Here is a 13,621-nt window from a genome sequence, read left to right as displayed (position 1 = left end):
TTTGTGAGCTGGCGGCTCCTATCCAATTGAAGCTTTTTCTTGAAATTGAAACCTTGTCTGAAAGCGGAACCTTTATCTAAAATAGAACATTAATTCCCCGAAGCAATATGAAATTTGAAACTTTGAACTCTGCGAAGCAGTTTGAAACTTTGAACTTTAACTGTTGCGAAGCAACCTGAAACTTTAAACTGTTGCGAAGCAACTGAAGCTTGAAACTTTAAACCTGAAACTTTAAACTGTTGCGAAGCAACTGAAGCTTGAAACTTTAAACTTTAAACCGTTGCGAAGCAACTAAGCCTTGTGGCGGCGCTCATCTGAAACAGACAGTCGTTTTCTGCCCTTGGCACGGCGTGCGGCAAGGATCTTACGTCCGTTGGCAGTTGCCATTCTTAGTTTGAAGCCATGCTTGTTCCTTCTCTTGCGATTCGACGGCTGGTATGTTCTTTTCATGATTGTCTATATACTATATGCCCTGAAAAATGAGGTGCAAATATAGGGTTGTTTTTTTATAAAAGCAAAAGGAACTGACCTACACATTAAACCTGAAATGCATGACGTCGCCGTCCTGCACGACGTATGTTTTGCCTTCTACGTTTAGTTTGCCGGCGTCTTTACAGGCGCTTTCTGAGCCATAGGCGATATAATCTTCGTAGTGGATCACTTCGGCCCGGATAAAGCCTTTTTCAAAATCGGTATGGATTACGCCGGCGGCCCCGGGAGCGGTTGTGCCTCGGGTGATGGTCCAGGCGCGCACTTCCTGTACGCCCGCGGTGAAATACGTGATCAGGTTAAGGAGGCGGTAGGCGGAAACGATCAGCTTGTTCACCCCGGGCTGGTCCAGTCCGAGGTCTTCCAGGAAGAGTTGCTTGTCCTCGTAGGTTTCCAGTTCGGCGATGTCGGCTTCGATCGCAGCACTGATCATGAGTAATTCGGCATTTTCATCCCGGATGGCCTCCTTTACAGCTTCTACATGCCGGTTCCCGTTTTTTACCGATTTTTCGTCCACATTACAAAGGTACAGAACGGGCTTACTGGTGAGCAGGTAGAGGTCGGCAATATGTTCCTGGTCGTTTTCTTCCACGGGGGCGGTACGGGCCGGCTTTCCCGAAGAAAGGTGGCTTTTATAGATGCTAAGTACGTCTTCGGTCTTCCTGGCTTCTTTGTCGCCTGTTTTAGCAGCCTTATTTACTTTCTGCAGCTTTTTTTCTATGGTTTCCAGGTCTTTTAACTGCAATTCGGTATCAATGATCTCCTTGTCGCGCAGCGGATCTACGGAACCGTCCACATGGACTACATTATCATCGTCGAAGCAGCGGAGTACATGAATAATCGCATCGGTACCGCGTATATTTCCCAGGAATTGGTTTCCAAGGCCTTCACCCTTGCTGGCGCCTTTTACCAAACCGGCAATATCTACAATCTCAATCGTAGTAGGAACGATACGTTGGGGTTTTACCAGTTCTGCAAGTTTTGTCAGCCTCTCATCGGGGACGGTAATCGTGCCGATGTTAGGTTCTATGGTACAGAAAGGAAAATTGGCTGCCTGTGCCCTGGCATTGGACAGAGAATTAAACAAGGTAGACTTGCCGACATTCGGAAGCCCCACAATACCGCATTGAAGTGCCATTTTATTTTATTGTCAAGTGTTAGTTTACGATTTTTCCTGGCTAAAGGACGTCTTGTAGCCCATCAGCTTATACGCCAGTTTTGCCAGGTTGAATTGAGTGAGGATATTGCCTTCGGCAGGGGCGCATTCCACAATGTCGAAGCCCACAACGTTTTTGGCCGCGCATACTTTCCTGAGCAGCTGAAGGGCCTCGTACCAGCCCAGGCCGCCGGGTTCGGCGGTTCCTACAGCAGGCATGACGGAAGGGTCAAAACCGTCGGCGTCTATGGTTATATAGACGTTTCCGGTGCAGTTTTTTATCAGATTATCCATCCAGCGTTCATCCGATTGCAGTTTCCATGCATACGCCGTATGGATACGTTCGGATGAACGGATCAGTTCGGCTTCTTCGCGGCATTGCGCGCGGATGCCAGCCTGGCAGATATTGAGTCCCAGGTCATACACCCGCTTCATTACTGACGCATGAGAATAAGGGTTTCCCTGGTAGGCCTCCCTAAGGTCGGAATGGGCATCTAATTGCAGCACGGTAAGATCGTCGAATTTACGGGCAAATGCCTTAACGATCCCGTAAGTTACTGTATGTTCCGCACCCAGAGAAACCACGAACTTGCCGTCTTCCAGCAGGGAAGAAGTTGCATTTTCGATCAGTGAAATAGCCGCTTCATCGGTCTTTCCCGCGAAATCCAGGGGTTCCAGGGTGGCAATCCCGGTTTCCCGGTAAATTTCCTTGTCCAGTTCTTCGTCGTAGAACTCCACATAATGAGAAGCTTCCAGGATAGCAGCCGGACCGGCGGCAGAGCCTGAAAGATAGGAAGAAGTGTATTCGTAGGGGAGCGACTGAATGACGATCCCGGAGGCATCATAACTGCACATTTCCTGTTCTTCAATACCCAAAAAGTTTTGCGGGCTAAGCGCTTTTGCCATTTTTATTATAATTTCAGCGGCAAATATAGTAAAAAGCCTTTTCCCGACGTTATTAACACATGCCTGATAAAGTAACCTTGAAATTATTCGTTTTCTGCGCACTCATTGTCTTCCAGTTTAACCTGAAGGGACAGGTTCTTAGCAGGGAAAACAGCGGGAACGCGGAAACGGAACAGGCTCCTGACGGGCCCGGAACATGGTACTTTCCCTATGAAAGCCTTGATAAAGCAATTGCGGCTAATCCGGCTGCTTCCGAACGAACTATTTCCCTGGAAGGCCCCTGGAAGTTTTCAACCGATGCAAAGCGTTTTTCCCCCGGTTTCTATACCCCGGAGTTTGACGATGCTTCGTGGGAAACGGTGAAGATTCCCGGAGAATCCCGGGCAACTGAAAACGGAGAAATCCGGACAAGTGAAAACAAGGCCATCGGCGCCGCGGGCAATAAAGACCGTTCCACCGCCGCTGCAAGCCGGGATGAGCGCGCGGAAGTTATTTTATTCCGGAAGAAGATCAATCTGGACGAAATTTGGGCCGAAAAGCAACTGTTTATTTCTCCAGGCATGCATACAGCGACTGCCATTTGGGTAAACGGACATCGGGTAGGACAGACAGCGGCGGGTTCGCCGAAAGCGGAATTCAATATCACGCCTTTCCTGCAGCCGGGAGAGAATTTACTGGCCCTGGAACTCGCGCTGGGCCGGGGGCAGGGGGTCGGCGCGGGAACAACCCTGGTGCAGGACTTGCTGTCCGGTATGGTAAAAGGAATGCTTTATTCCCGGCCTGAAATGCATTTTCAAGGCATTGGCCTTACCGGGAGCCTTGACAAAAATAGGCGGAAAGGCTTGCTGGAATTGGATATCCGGGTAGAGAACCGGATGGATTCGGTGAAAGAACGTTTTTGGGGCGTACTCCGCGAGCCGATCTATTCCGAGGCAACTGTAAACGCACAACTTGTGGACGATGAAGGAAATGAAATAATAGACTTCAGGAAAGATAATACCTATAAAATTCGCGGGGGCGACCGCATGGCTTTTCATTTCGAGGGAACGGTCGATGACGTAAAGCCCTGGTCACATGAAACACCTTATTGCTACCGGCTGAATATCACATTGCTTGACGGCGCGGGCCAGGTACTTGAGGTAGTATCCCAGCAGGTTGGTTTCAGGACAGTTGAGGTCGAAGAAGAAATGCTGCATGTGAACGGCGTGCCTGTACCGCTCCGGGTATTCAAACCCGGCCCCAGACCGCTCTTTTCAATGGACAGGGAGCAGTTGATGCAGGATATCCGTGAGATCAAACAGGGAAATTTCAACGCTGTTTATGCTTCTTCTTACTTTACTTATCCCTCCTGGTACAGGCTATGCAATCTGTATGGGGTATATGTGCTGGATAAGCGCGTCCACGGAAATAAGAATAATCCTTCCATCATTTCCCTTTCGCAAAAGGAGCGTCTTCCCGAAGCCGGGAAGCCGGTGGTGGACCTCTTGCTGGCTGATTTTCTGAAGGGGACTATCGGGGTACGGAACCACTTTGCATTCCGCGACCTCTCTGGTTATTACCTGCAATGGGAGATACTCCGCAACGGGAAGAAAGCGGAAGAAGGCCGTGTGGAGCAACTTCCGGTAGCATCCGGGCAGGAAACCGGGCTTTCCCTGGGGTATAAAATGCGGTTCTATGAAGGAAATGATTATTTTCTTAATCTCCGGCTGAAAACCAAAACAGGCGACTCCCTGGTTCCGCCTGATTTTACCGTTGCTTCCCGCCAGTTCCGGTTAGGTCCTTATCATTACGAAGAAGAATACCAGGTGGATAAGGGAATGATTGACGTGACCGATGATCCGGGATCCATCGTATTGAACGGCTATGATTTCCGGATCGTTTTTGACAAGGGGAAGGGTCAGATCAGCCGTTATAGTTATAAGGGAAGGGAACTTATGAATGAAGGCCCCGAGCTGAATTTCCGGAAGCTGCTGGTTCCGCAGGACTCCCTGAAGGAAAGCCATACACTTTGGAATGAAGCTGCGGATAAGGGCAATATTATCGATTATAAGGTCACGGAAGATGTGAACGGGAATTATTATATTTCCTTTACGAAGGTGCTTCTTGGTGGAGATGCCAGGCTGTTTCAGAAGTTCCGGGTGGACGGCCGCGGGGCGATACTGGTAGAAAATGTTTTTGTAAGGATGCAGGGAGATTATCCGCTCATGCCGGGGTTCGGTACCAGCTTCAGGTTACCCGGTGATTACCGGGAGATGGAATGGTATGGAAGGGAGCCGGCTGCGCAAAATGAAATAGGCATTTATTCCGGGCCTATCAGCGCGAATACGGGAAGTGATAAAAGAGATGTCCGCTGGGTCCGGCTTAGCCGGGAAGATGGCTATGGGCTGCTTATCCGGAAAGAAAACCAGTTGCTTAATTTAACCGCTGCGCGGGAAGGCGCCGGTGACGGCCCGGTACTGCTTAGCGTAGACCTGGCTCAGCAGGCGCTTCCATTTAAATCCCGGAATTTCACCTACCGTATTATTCCCTATATTTCTTCAGCAAACGTTCAATAAGCTGTATATGACTTACTTCTTTCTTTTCCAGCTCAAGTAATAGTTTAAGTTGATTGCGGCTGCGGTCAAGATTCTGTCCCGGGTAATGGATCTTATAATAAACATCACCCTGCAGGTAATCGGTTAAGAAACGAAGGGCCTGCATATATAGCAGCATTTTCCCGGAAAAAGAAAGATGCTGCTTTTCGAAATCGCTGAGTTCTGCGGCCATTTCGGAAAGATAGCCATCATACAGCGCTTCATAAAATTCGTCCCGGACGGCTACTTTGGACAAGTCTGTTTCTTCTTCCGAAACTGGCGACACATAGGTGCGGACCATGTCTCCCAAATCTGAAAAAATATAGCCGGGCATAAGGGTATCCAGGTCAATCGGGCATTTGGCTTCCCCGCTTTCAACGTCAAACAAGACATTATTGATCTTGGTGTCATGATGCATGATGCGGAGCTTGCAGCCGGGATGAACGATCAGCCGGCTGTATTCTTCGGCCAGGTGCGCCCGGTTACTGCATTGTCCAATCTCGCCGGAAGCCTCTTTTTTTCGGTTTTCGCCGGCCGTTTCGAGGGCTTCCCTGAACTGCCGGTACCGCAGCTCCAGGTTATGAAAATCAGGAATAGTCGGCTTTAGCAACGAAGCGTCCAAACCCGCGAGTTTCCTGGTCAGTATCGCAAACTGGCGGGCGGCCGAGCGGGCTTGTCCGGCTTCCCCCACTTCATCCATGCTGTAAGCATTGTCAATGAAGGGTAGGATGCGCCATGGAAAACCCTCTTCATCATACCAAAGGTCTTTTCCTTCTTTTGTTTTTACTGCGTTCAGGAACAGGTAATCAGGATCCGTTGCTTCAAGGTGATCGGCAGCTATCCGCATATTGCCCGCAATCGCTTCCGGCTCCTTAAATACGAAATGGTTGATGCGCTGCAGAAGCAGGTTTTCCCCCGTTTGTTTCCGGGTTAGCCGGTACGTATTGTTAATGTGGCCGGAGCCGAATTCAACGCATTCCCAGCTTGCATCCTCCAGCCCGAAACCATCTAAAACCTGGTTCAGGCCCATAGCTTTTCAGGATATTTCCCTTCGGCAATGAGTTTTCTCAATGATTCTTTTACAACCGGTTTATCCTCCTGGTAGGTAACTCCGAACCATTTGGCGTCGCTTTCGAATACCTTTACCTTACCCGGGCCGTTAGCAGTAATATGACTCACGACGATGGGAATAAAGAATTCCGCCTTAGGCGAATTCATGTTTTCCCTGGCATAAGCTTCAAACAATTTCAGGCTCTGGTCAAAAATTGTCGGCTTGAAAGCCCAGAAGTTCATCGAAACTGGAGTAGAGGGCGCAAGTTCTACCTTATTACCTTCGTTGTCCTGATAATAAATACTCCCGTTTTCACGACCAACCTTGGTGCGTTCATTGATATCGACCAGTTCTCCCTGTGCATTGGCTTCGCAAACGCCGCGTGATACCGTTCCGAAGTCGGACAAGGTGTTCTCCAGCCGGTAACCCACTACCGCATGGGTATTAGGATCGGGATTGGTCGAAAGAAAGTGCGCCGACTTTTCAAAGGCATCGTATCCGTAAAAATCATCCGCGTTGATCACGGCAAACGGTGTTTTGATATGATCCTTTGCACAAAGGACAGCATGCGCTGTACCCCAGGGCTTACTGCGCTCTACTGCACCCAACTCCTTGGGTACGAAGGAATCCAGCTCCTGCAGGGCGAAATCCACTTCGATCCTCCCGGCCAGCTTCGGCTCAAACAACTCGCGGGCAGCTTCTTTTATATCCTTTCGAACAATAAAAACAATGCGCCCAAAGCCGGCCTTTATCGCATCGTATAAGGAATAGTCGATAATGGTTTCCCCGTTAGGGCCAAACTCATCCAACTGCTTAATGCCTCCATACCGGCTGCCCATTCCGGCCGCCAAAATCAATAATGTGGGTTTTTCTGTCATTGTTTTACCTATTCTTTTAATAACTCGAACTATTTTAGTTTATAGCTTCCAGTTTTTGGTTTATAGTTTCCGGTTTTTGGTTTATAGTTTCCAACTTTTAATTTATAGTTTCCAGCTTTTAGTTTATAGTTTTCAGTTCAGTTCGTAGTCATAGTTTTGGCTTATCGCTGGCCCCCAGACATAGCCGCATCATAAACCTTCCCCGTCAACACTATAAACTAAAGCATCCAACTTTAAACCGCGTTGCAAAGCAACCTTAAACCGTTCCAAAGCAACTAAAACTATGGCAAAGCAACCTAAACCTTGAACTTTAAACCTTAAACCGTTGCGAAGCACTAAAACTGTTGCGAAGCAACAAAAGCTTCAAGCTAAAAACTATAAACTTCAAACTAAAAACCATTGCAAAGCAACCTAAACCTTGAACTTTGAACCTTAAACCTTAAACCGTTGCGAAGCAACAAACTATAGGTGAATCACCTCCCCATAAGCATCCGCCGCCGCTTCCATCGTAGCTTCACTCATCGTAGGATGGGGGTGTACCGACTTGACGATCTCATGCCCGGTGGTTTCCAGCTTGCGGGCTACCACTACTTCGGCGATCATTTCTGTCACGTTGGAGCCGATCATATGCGCTCCCAGCCATTCGCCGTATTTGGCGTCAAAGATTACCTTCACAAAACCGTCCGCGTGTCCGGCGGCCTTGGCTTTCCCGGAGGCGGAGAAGGGGAATTTGCCTACCTTGATCTCATACCCGGCTTCCCTTGCCGCTTTTTCGGTATAACCCACAGAGGCGATCTCCGGCTGGCAATAAGTACATCCCGGTATGTTGTTATAGTCAAGCGGAGCGGGATTTTCTCCGGCTATTTTTTCTACGCAGATGATCCCTTCAGCCGAAGCTACGTGGGCCAAAGCCGGGCCGGGAACGATATCTCCGATGGCGTATACTCCTTTTACAGTTGTCTGGTAATATTCATCTACGGCCACCCGGCCTTTTTCGGTTTTAACCCCAACTTCCTCAAGTCCTATATTCTCGAGGTTGGCGCTGACGCCAACGGCGGAAAGTACGATTTCGGCTTCCAGGGTCTGGCTGCCGCTTTTGGTTTTTACTTCTACCTTGCAGCCTTCGCCTGAGGTGTCCACTTTGGTTACTTCCGAACCGGTCATGATCTCAATCCCGGCCTTCTTAAAGCTTTTAGCCAGGGTTTTGGATACGTCTTCATCTTCTACCGGAACGATATTATCCAGGTATTCCACAATGGTGACCTTGGTGCCCAGCGAATTGTAGAAATAAGCAAATTCAACGCCAATGGCCCCGGATCCAACTACTACCATGGATTGGGGAAGTTTTTCGAGCGCCAGGGCCTGCCGGTAGCCGATGATCTTTTTCCCGTCCTGTTTCAGGTTGGGAAGTTCCCTTGAGCGGGCGCCGGTAGCCAGGATGATATGCGAAGCTTCGTATTCGGTAGTCTTTCCTTTATCATCCTTCACTTCTACCTTGTTCCCTTTTTTCAGTTTCCCAAAGCCCATGATTACGTCGATCTTGTTTTTTTTCATGAGAAACTGCACGCCTTTGGTCATTCCGTCGGCGACGGTGCGGCTGCGTTTAATAACCGCAGGAAAATCGGCTTCCTCCTCGTTTACCTTGATACCGTAATCGGAAGCGTGCTTAATGTATTCAAATACCTGGGCGCTTTTCAAAAGAGCTTTCGTGGGAATACAGCCCCAGTTCAGGCAAATCCCCCCAAGGTTTTCAACTTCCACAATGGCGGTTTTCAGACCCAGCTGGGCCGAACGAATGGCGGTTACATACCCGCCTGGACCGCTTCCTATAATAATTACATCGTAGTTCATATATCCAGAATAAAGTGATTTCCCCGCAAATATAAGAAATCCGATGCCATTGCCGTTTACGGGGGAAATAGTTATTTTTGGTCTTTAATGAGTTTCCTGTTCCCTACCTTTCTTATCGCCCTGGCCGCGGCAGCAGTTCCGGTACTGATCCATTTATTTAATTTTCGGAGGTTCAAGCGCTTACGTTTTACCAATGTGAAGTTCCTCCAGGAGATCAGGCAGGAAACCGATTCCCGGTCAAAGATCAAACACTGGCTTATTCTCGCCGCGCGTGTACTTACACTGGTTTTCCTGGTGCTTGCATTTGCCCGGCCGTATATTCCCTCCGGAGAAGAAAAAGCGGTGAGCGAAGGCAACATGGTGGGGATCTATATTGATAATTCCTATAGCATGGGCGGGCCTGGAACGGAAGGGACGCTGCTCGACCAGGCTCTGCAGAAGGCAACGCAGATTGCGTCGGGTTATCCGCTGGATACCCGGTTTCAACTAGTGACCAACGATTTTAAGGGGGAGCATCACAGGTGGGTAAGCCGGGGCGAATTTTTTGACCTGCTGGAGGAAATAAGCCTTGCTCCGCCGGTACGTACGCTTGACCAGGTGCTGCTGCGCATTACCGATAGTTTTGAAGAGGAACCTGGCAGCGCCCGGCGGGTTTATATCATCTCTGACTTCCAGAAGAACTTTATACCCGCGGAGGCTCAGATCCCCGACAGTACACTTCATCTTTCTATGGTGATGGTCAGGGGGCGGAAATGGCCAATGTTTCCATTGACAGCGCCTGGTTCATTTCTCCTGCCCACCAGGCAGGAAACCTGGAGGAACTGGTAGTAAGGCTGCGTAATTATTCGGATAGATCAGTAGAAAATGTTCCCCTGAAGCTGCTGGTAAATGGCAGGCAGGAAGCAATAGGAGATATCTCCCTGCCCGCGCGTACCGGCCTGAACGATACGCTCATCTTTCGTCCGGAAGAGGCAGGATGGAAGCGGGGAGAACTGGCCATTACAGATCACCCGATCATCTTTGACGACCGCTTTTATTTTTCCTATCGCGTTGCACCCCGGATAAACGTATTGCTGATCAGGAGCGCAGCCGCAGGGAATTACCTGGAGACGCTTTTCGGCGAGGACGAATTCATTGAATTGACCATCAACAGCGAAAGCGGCATTGATTACGGGCTGATCCCCGAAAACAACCTGGTCATTCTCAGCGGGCTTTCCGCTATCTCTTCGGGTCTTGCCGGCCGGTTGAAAGAATTCGTGGAACAGGGAGGAGACCTCCTCGTATTCCCGCCGCTTTCCGGGGGATTGCCCGGTTATAATGATTTTCTTGCCCAGGTGCATGCCGATACTTATGACAGTATTTCCAGGCAGCCTAACCAGGTAGTCCGGCTGAACCTGGAACAGGATATTTTCCGGAATGTATTTGAACGCATGCCCCGCAATCCGGACCTGCCCCGTGTGCAGCAATACCTGCGGCTGAACAACAGCAGCCGCACAAGCAAAGAAAGCCTGTTGACAATGCGGGGCAATGACGACCTCATGGCACGGTATGCTTCCGGTAAGGGGGCAGTTTACCTTTCCGCAGTGCCGCTGAATGAAAGGGTGTCCAATTTTCCGCGGCATGCGCTCTTCGTTCCCCTGCTTTACCGGGTGGCCCTTCTCAGCATGCAGAACTATCCTCTTTACTATACGATTGGCGAAGACCAGTCGGTGCAGGCGGGTAGCCTGGAGTTGTCAGAAAGGAATAACTACCGTATCAGGAAGGATGATTTTGAAATGATCCCTTCCATCCGGAACCGGGACTCGGGTTCAGAAGTATTCGTTTCGGACCAGGTTCGGGAGCCGGGAAATTATATCCTTAGTGGGCCCCACGACGAAGAACTTGCAGTTTTTGCTTTTAATAATGCCAAAACAGAATCTGACCTGGCATATTTTAGTGATGCCGAGCTGGAAGGCTATGGGGAGGCCGGTTCCGTGATAAGTTCGGGGGGAGGTTCGCTGGAACGCCTGGTAGCCGTTGAAAATTTCGGAATACAATTATGGAAATACTGTGTAGTTTTGGCGCTGGTCTTTTTGGCGGCAGAGATTATACTGATAAGAATATGGCCTGCGACGCCTAAAATATGATGCATATGAATAAATTTTTGATTCAGTCCGCAATCATTGCCGATCCTGCATCGCCCGATAAGGGGAAAATAAGGGATATCCTGATTGAAGATGGGATCATTGTACGGCTGAATGAAAAGATCCGTGCCGCCGGTGCGGAGAAAATTGATGCTAAAGGCTGCTTCGTTTCGCCGGGATGGTTTGACATGCATGCTAATATCGGAGATCCGGGCCTGGAAACCAAGGAAGACTTCACTACCGGGACCGCCGCAGCTGCAGCCGGGGGATTTACCGGTATTGCCTTAATGCCGAATACCAACCCGCCGCTGCATTCCAAGTCGGAGATTGATTACGTGAAGAGCAGGGCCAGGGGGCTGTCCGTGGATGTCCACCCCATTGGCTGCATCAGTTACCGCCGTGAAGGTAAGGATATGGCGGAAATGTACGATATGCATCTTTCAGGGGCGGTGGCATTTTCCGACGGAAATCGTCCGGTGAAAGACACCGGCCTTATGATGCGGGCGCAGATGTACGCCAAGGGTTTTGATGGCCTGATCATTTCTTATGCGGAAGATAGCGGAATAGCTGGCAATGCCGGGGTAAACGAAGGAGTTGTCAGCACAATGCTGGGTATGAAGGGGATTCCCGCTCTTGCGGAAGAAGTAATGATCGCCCGCGATATTTCCCTGGCAGCCTATAATGACACGCGCCTGCATTTTACGACGGTCTCCACGGCAGGCGCAGTGGAATTAATACGGGCGGCCCGGAAAAAAGGGTTGAAAATAACGGCGGACGTAGCTGCTCATCATCTCTTGCTTGATGATTCCCTGCTGGCCGGTTTCGACAGTAATTATAAAGTGAAGCCACCGCTGAGGAGCCTGGCCGATATCAAGGCTTTGCAGGAAGGATTAAAGGACGGTACCATAGATGCGGTTTGTTCCCAGCATACGCCGCATGAAAGCGAGTTCAAAGAACTGGAATTCGAAGCCGCAGCCTTTGGCATCAGCGCGCTTGAAACCGCCTATGCCATCTTCAACATGGCGATGGGAAAAAGCTTTTCGGTAGAAAAAGCCATAGAAAAGCTGGCGGTCAATCCCCGGAAGATACTTGGTCTGGAAGTTCCCGTTATCCGGCAAAAGGCACCCGCCAACATTACCCTCTTTGACCCTGCCAGGGAATGGGTACTGGAAAAGCGCGATATGCGGTCTAAAGGAAAGAATTCGCCCTTCATTGGGCAGCGATTGAAAGGCAAGGTTCTTGCTGTCTTTCGTTAATATTAAGTAGCAGGTTTTATCAGTAGAACGTATAATTATGGATAAGAAAATTGAAGCCGCTTTGCGGGGCGTGATCACGGGAATCGCCGCCGGAAAGGCCGGGAAGCTGGAAGAAGCTATTCAGCCTGGTCCCGAATTGCAGACTTTTTACAGGCAGCTGGAAGAAGTCTTTAATATGAAGACGGATTTCCTGGTAAAGCTTCGCGCATTTGACGAGCTTTTTGAAAGTCAAAGCATTTTCAGCCACCAACAGGAAATACTTTTTGACCTGCTGCTGATAAATTTCTTTTCCCAGGATGCGGAAGGCTTTGGTGAAAATTACCTTGAAACGCCGGAATGGGAAGCGATAGAGGATGAGACCGTCGACCGCGGAACGGAATTGCTGAACATTATCCTCTACCTGAGGGAATGCCAGGAAAACGATATTGACCCTAGCCTGGACGATTTTCTAAAGGAATTTTTACTCGTTGAAGAAGAAGAATTCCAGGATGAACACGAGGTATATGAAGAGGTAATTGCCGGGCAGATGCTAATGGAAAGTTCCTACGAGGAAATTTCCAGGGCGGCGGCGGCGGTTAGAGAAGAAGCAGAGATCAAAGAGATCTTTTACCCCCTGATGAGTTTCTTTTACGATACCGATCCTTCGCAGGCCAGTCTCCAGGAATTTTTTAAGCATAGCCATAATAAGATATTTGATAGCCCCGTGCTTTTTGCTATACTTGCTTATCATAACGGTTTAAGTTTATGGAAACAATAAGCGATTCCCAGGCAATTCAAAATCCCCGGCCAAACGTCACGCCGGTTAAGATCGCCCTGAAGTGGGGCCTCATTGCTGGCGCAGTAATGATTCTGCTAAGCCTCATTAGCTATTACGCCGGCATGATGCAGAATGCAGCCATCCAATGGTTGTCTTATATTTTGCTTGCCCTGGGCATTTTCTTCGGGGTGAGGCACCACCGTGATAAAGAGCTTGGCGGATACATCAGCTTCGGAAGGGGTTTGGGAACAGGCGTGCTTATCTCCCTTTTTGCCGGAATATTATTATCGGCATTTATTCTCCTTTTTTACGGCGTGATCGACCCCGGGGCATTGGAGGAACTGAAACGTTTACAGGAGGAAGGAATGTATGAAAAAGGGATGTCTGACGAACAAATTGACATGTCCCTGAAATTCGTGAATCCAGGTTTTATGGCCATGGTTACCCTGCCGATGATGACCTTTTTCGGTTTTATTATTTCCCTGGTCATTGCAGCTATTTTGAAAAGAAATAAACCGCTTTTTATAGAGGAACGGGAATAAGTATATTGCCGGATACCATTATCAGATCCCAAAAGCGTA

General features: G+C 49.2%; 12 protein-coding genes. 6 read left to right on the top strand and 6 right to left on the bottom strand.

Annotated elements, in window-relative coordinates:
- Positions 1-291: 291 nt before the first annotated feature.
- From rpmH to speB, 3 genes are all read right to left on the bottom strand, one after another.
- Complete coding sequence (gene rpmH, locus FRZ59_RS14415; protein ID WP_132128520.1) at positions 292-450, bottom strand: 50S ribosomal protein L34; 159 nt, start codon at positions 448-450, stop codon at positions 292-294.
- Between the two features lie 79 nt (positions 451-529).
- Positions 530-1,627, bottom strand: a complete 1,098-nt coding sequence (ychF, locus tag FRZ59_RS14410) for a redox-regulated ATPase YchF (RefSeq protein ID WP_132128519.1) — start codon at positions 1,625-1,627, stop codon at positions 530-532.
- 24 nt (positions 1,628-1,651) lie between these two features.
- A complete protein-coding gene (gene speB / locus FRZ59_RS14405) occupies positions 1,652-2,551 on the bottom strand; it encodes an agmatinase (protein ID WP_132128518.1) in 900 nt (299 codons plus the stop codon).
- A 59-nt stretch (positions 2,552-2,610) separates the two neighbouring features.
- On the opposite strand from speB, the gene FRZ59_RS14400 reads away from it, so the two are divergent.
- The gene (locus FRZ59_RS14400) at positions 2,611-5,106 is read left to right on the top strand and encodes a beta-galactosidase domain 4-containing protein (RefSeq protein WP_132128517.1); all 2,496 of its coding nucleotides are present in this window, start codon (positions 2,611-2,613) and stop codon (positions 5,104-5,106) included.
- Here FRZ59_RS14400 and FRZ59_RS14395 read toward each other — a convergent pair.
- From FRZ59_RS14395 to lpdA, 3 genes are all read right to left on the bottom strand, one after another.
- Positions 5,072-6,154: a phosphotransferase enzyme family protein gene (locus FRZ59_RS14395; protein ID WP_132128516.1), complete on the bottom strand. Its 1,083-nt coding sequence runs from the start codon at positions 6,152-6,154 to the stop codon at positions 5,072-5,074. The two genes, FRZ59_RS14400 and FRZ59_RS14395, sit on opposite strands and share 35 nt — an antisense overlap.
- Positions 6,145-7,053 (bottom strand): sugar phosphate nucleotidyltransferase, encoded by a 909-nt coding sequence (locus tag FRZ59_RS14390; protein WP_132128515.1) that lies wholly within the window; start codon positions 7,051-7,053, stop codon positions 6,145-6,147. The genes FRZ59_RS14395 and FRZ59_RS14390 overlap by 10 nt, the downstream gene beginning before the upstream one ends.
- A gap of 462 nt (positions 7,054-7,515) precedes the next feature.
- Positions 7,516-8,904, bottom strand: coding sequence for a dihydrolipoyl dehydrogenase (gene lpdA, locus FRZ59_RS14385; RefSeq protein WP_132128514.1), 1,389 nt, complete (start codon positions 8,902-8,904; stop codon positions 7,516-7,518).
- A gap of 87 nt (positions 8,905-8,991) precedes the next feature.
- Here lpdA and FRZ59_RS14380 point away from each other — a divergent pair, with 87 nt between their 5' ends.
- From FRZ59_RS14380 to FRZ59_RS14360, 5 genes are read left to right on the top strand one after another with little or no spacing between them, the layout of a single operon-like run.
- Entirely contained in the window at positions 8,992-9,732 is a 741-nt protein-coding gene (locus FRZ59_RS14380) for a BatA domain-containing protein (protein WP_147698350.1), read from the top strand.
- Positions 9,657-11,030, top strand: a complete 1,374-nt coding sequence (locus FRZ59_RS14375) for a hypothetical protein (protein WP_147698349.1) — start codon at positions 9,657-9,659, stop codon at positions 11,028-11,030. The genes FRZ59_RS14380 and FRZ59_RS14375 overlap by 76 nt, the downstream gene beginning before the upstream one ends.
- Before the next feature lie 5 nt (positions 11,031-11,035).
- Positions 11,036-12,283, top strand: a complete 1,248-nt coding sequence (locus FRZ59_RS14370) for a dihydroorotase (RefSeq protein ID WP_132128512.1) — start codon at positions 11,036-11,038, stop codon at positions 12,281-12,283.
- 37 nt (positions 12,284-12,320) lie between these two features.
- Positions 12,321-13,040: a hypothetical protein gene (locus tag FRZ59_RS14365; protein ID WP_132128511.1), complete on the top strand. Its 720-nt coding sequence runs from the start codon at positions 12,321-12,323 to the stop codon at positions 13,038-13,040.
- On the top strand, positions 13,028-13,582 hold the full coding sequence (locus FRZ59_RS14360) for a DUF4199 domain-containing protein (RefSeq protein WP_132128510.1): 555 nt from the start codon (positions 13,028-13,030) through the stop codon (positions 13,580-13,582). The genes FRZ59_RS14365 and FRZ59_RS14360 overlap by 13 nt, the downstream gene beginning before the upstream one ends.
- Positions 13,583-13,621: the final 39 nt, after the last annotated feature.

The sequence above is a fragment of the Anseongella ginsenosidimutans genome (assembly GCF_008033235.1).
Taxonomy (GTDB): domain Bacteria; phylum Bacteroidota; class Bacteroidia; order Sphingobacteriales; family Sphingobacteriaceae; genus Anseongella; species Anseongella ginsenosidimutans.
The sequence above is the reverse complement of the archived record's forward strand: the minus strand, read 5'-3'. Positions and strand labels throughout refer to the sequence as shown.

Bases quoted from the DNA above. Each gene is read 5' to 3' on its own strand.
- FRZ59_RS14365 (WP_132128511.1), top strand. From the start codon at position 12,321: ATGGATAAGAAAATTGAAGCCGCTTTGCGGGGCGTGATCACGGGAATC.
- FRZ59_RS14395 (WP_132128516.1), bottom strand. From the start codon at position 6,154: ATGGGCCTGAACCAGGTTTTAGATGGTTTCGGGCTGGAGGATGCAAGC.
- FRZ59_RS14360 (WP_132128510.1), top strand. From the start codon at position 13,028: ATGGAAACAATAAGCGATTCCCAGGCAATTCAAAATCCCCGGCCAAAC.
- lpdA (WP_132128514.1), bottom strand. From the start codon at position 8,904: ATGAACTACGATGTAATTATTATAGGAAGCGGTCCAGGCGGGTATGTA.
- FRZ59_RS14380 (WP_147698350.1), top strand. From the start codon at position 8,992: ATGAGTTTCCTGTTCCCTACCTTTCTTATCGCCCTGGCCGCGGCAGCA.
- FRZ59_RS14375 (WP_147698349.1), top strand. From the start codon at position 9,657: ATGGCCAATGTTTCCATTGACAGCGCCTGGTTCATTTCTCCTGCCCAC.
- rpmH (WP_132128520.1), bottom strand. From the start codon at position 450: ATGAAAAGAACATACCAGCCGTCGAATCGCAAGAGAAGGAACAAGCAT.
- FRZ59_RS14400 (WP_132128517.1), top strand. From the start codon at position 2,611: ATGCCTGATAAAGTAACCTTGAAATTATTCGTTTTCTGCGCACTCATT.
- speB (WP_132128518.1), bottom strand. From the start codon at position 2,551: ATGGCAAAAGCGCTTAGCCCGCAAAACTTTTTGGGTATTGAAGAACAG.
- ychF (WP_132128519.1), bottom strand. From the start codon at position 1,627: ATGGCACTTCAATGCGGTATTGTGGGGCTTCCGAATGTCGGCAAGTCT.
- FRZ59_RS14390 (WP_132128515.1), bottom strand. From the start codon at position 7,053: ATGACAGAAAAACCCACATTATTGATTTTGGCGGCCGGAATGGGCAGC.
- FRZ59_RS14370 (WP_132128512.1), top strand. From the start codon at position 11,036: ATGAATAAATTTTTGATTCAGTCCGCAATCATTGCCGATCCTGCATCG.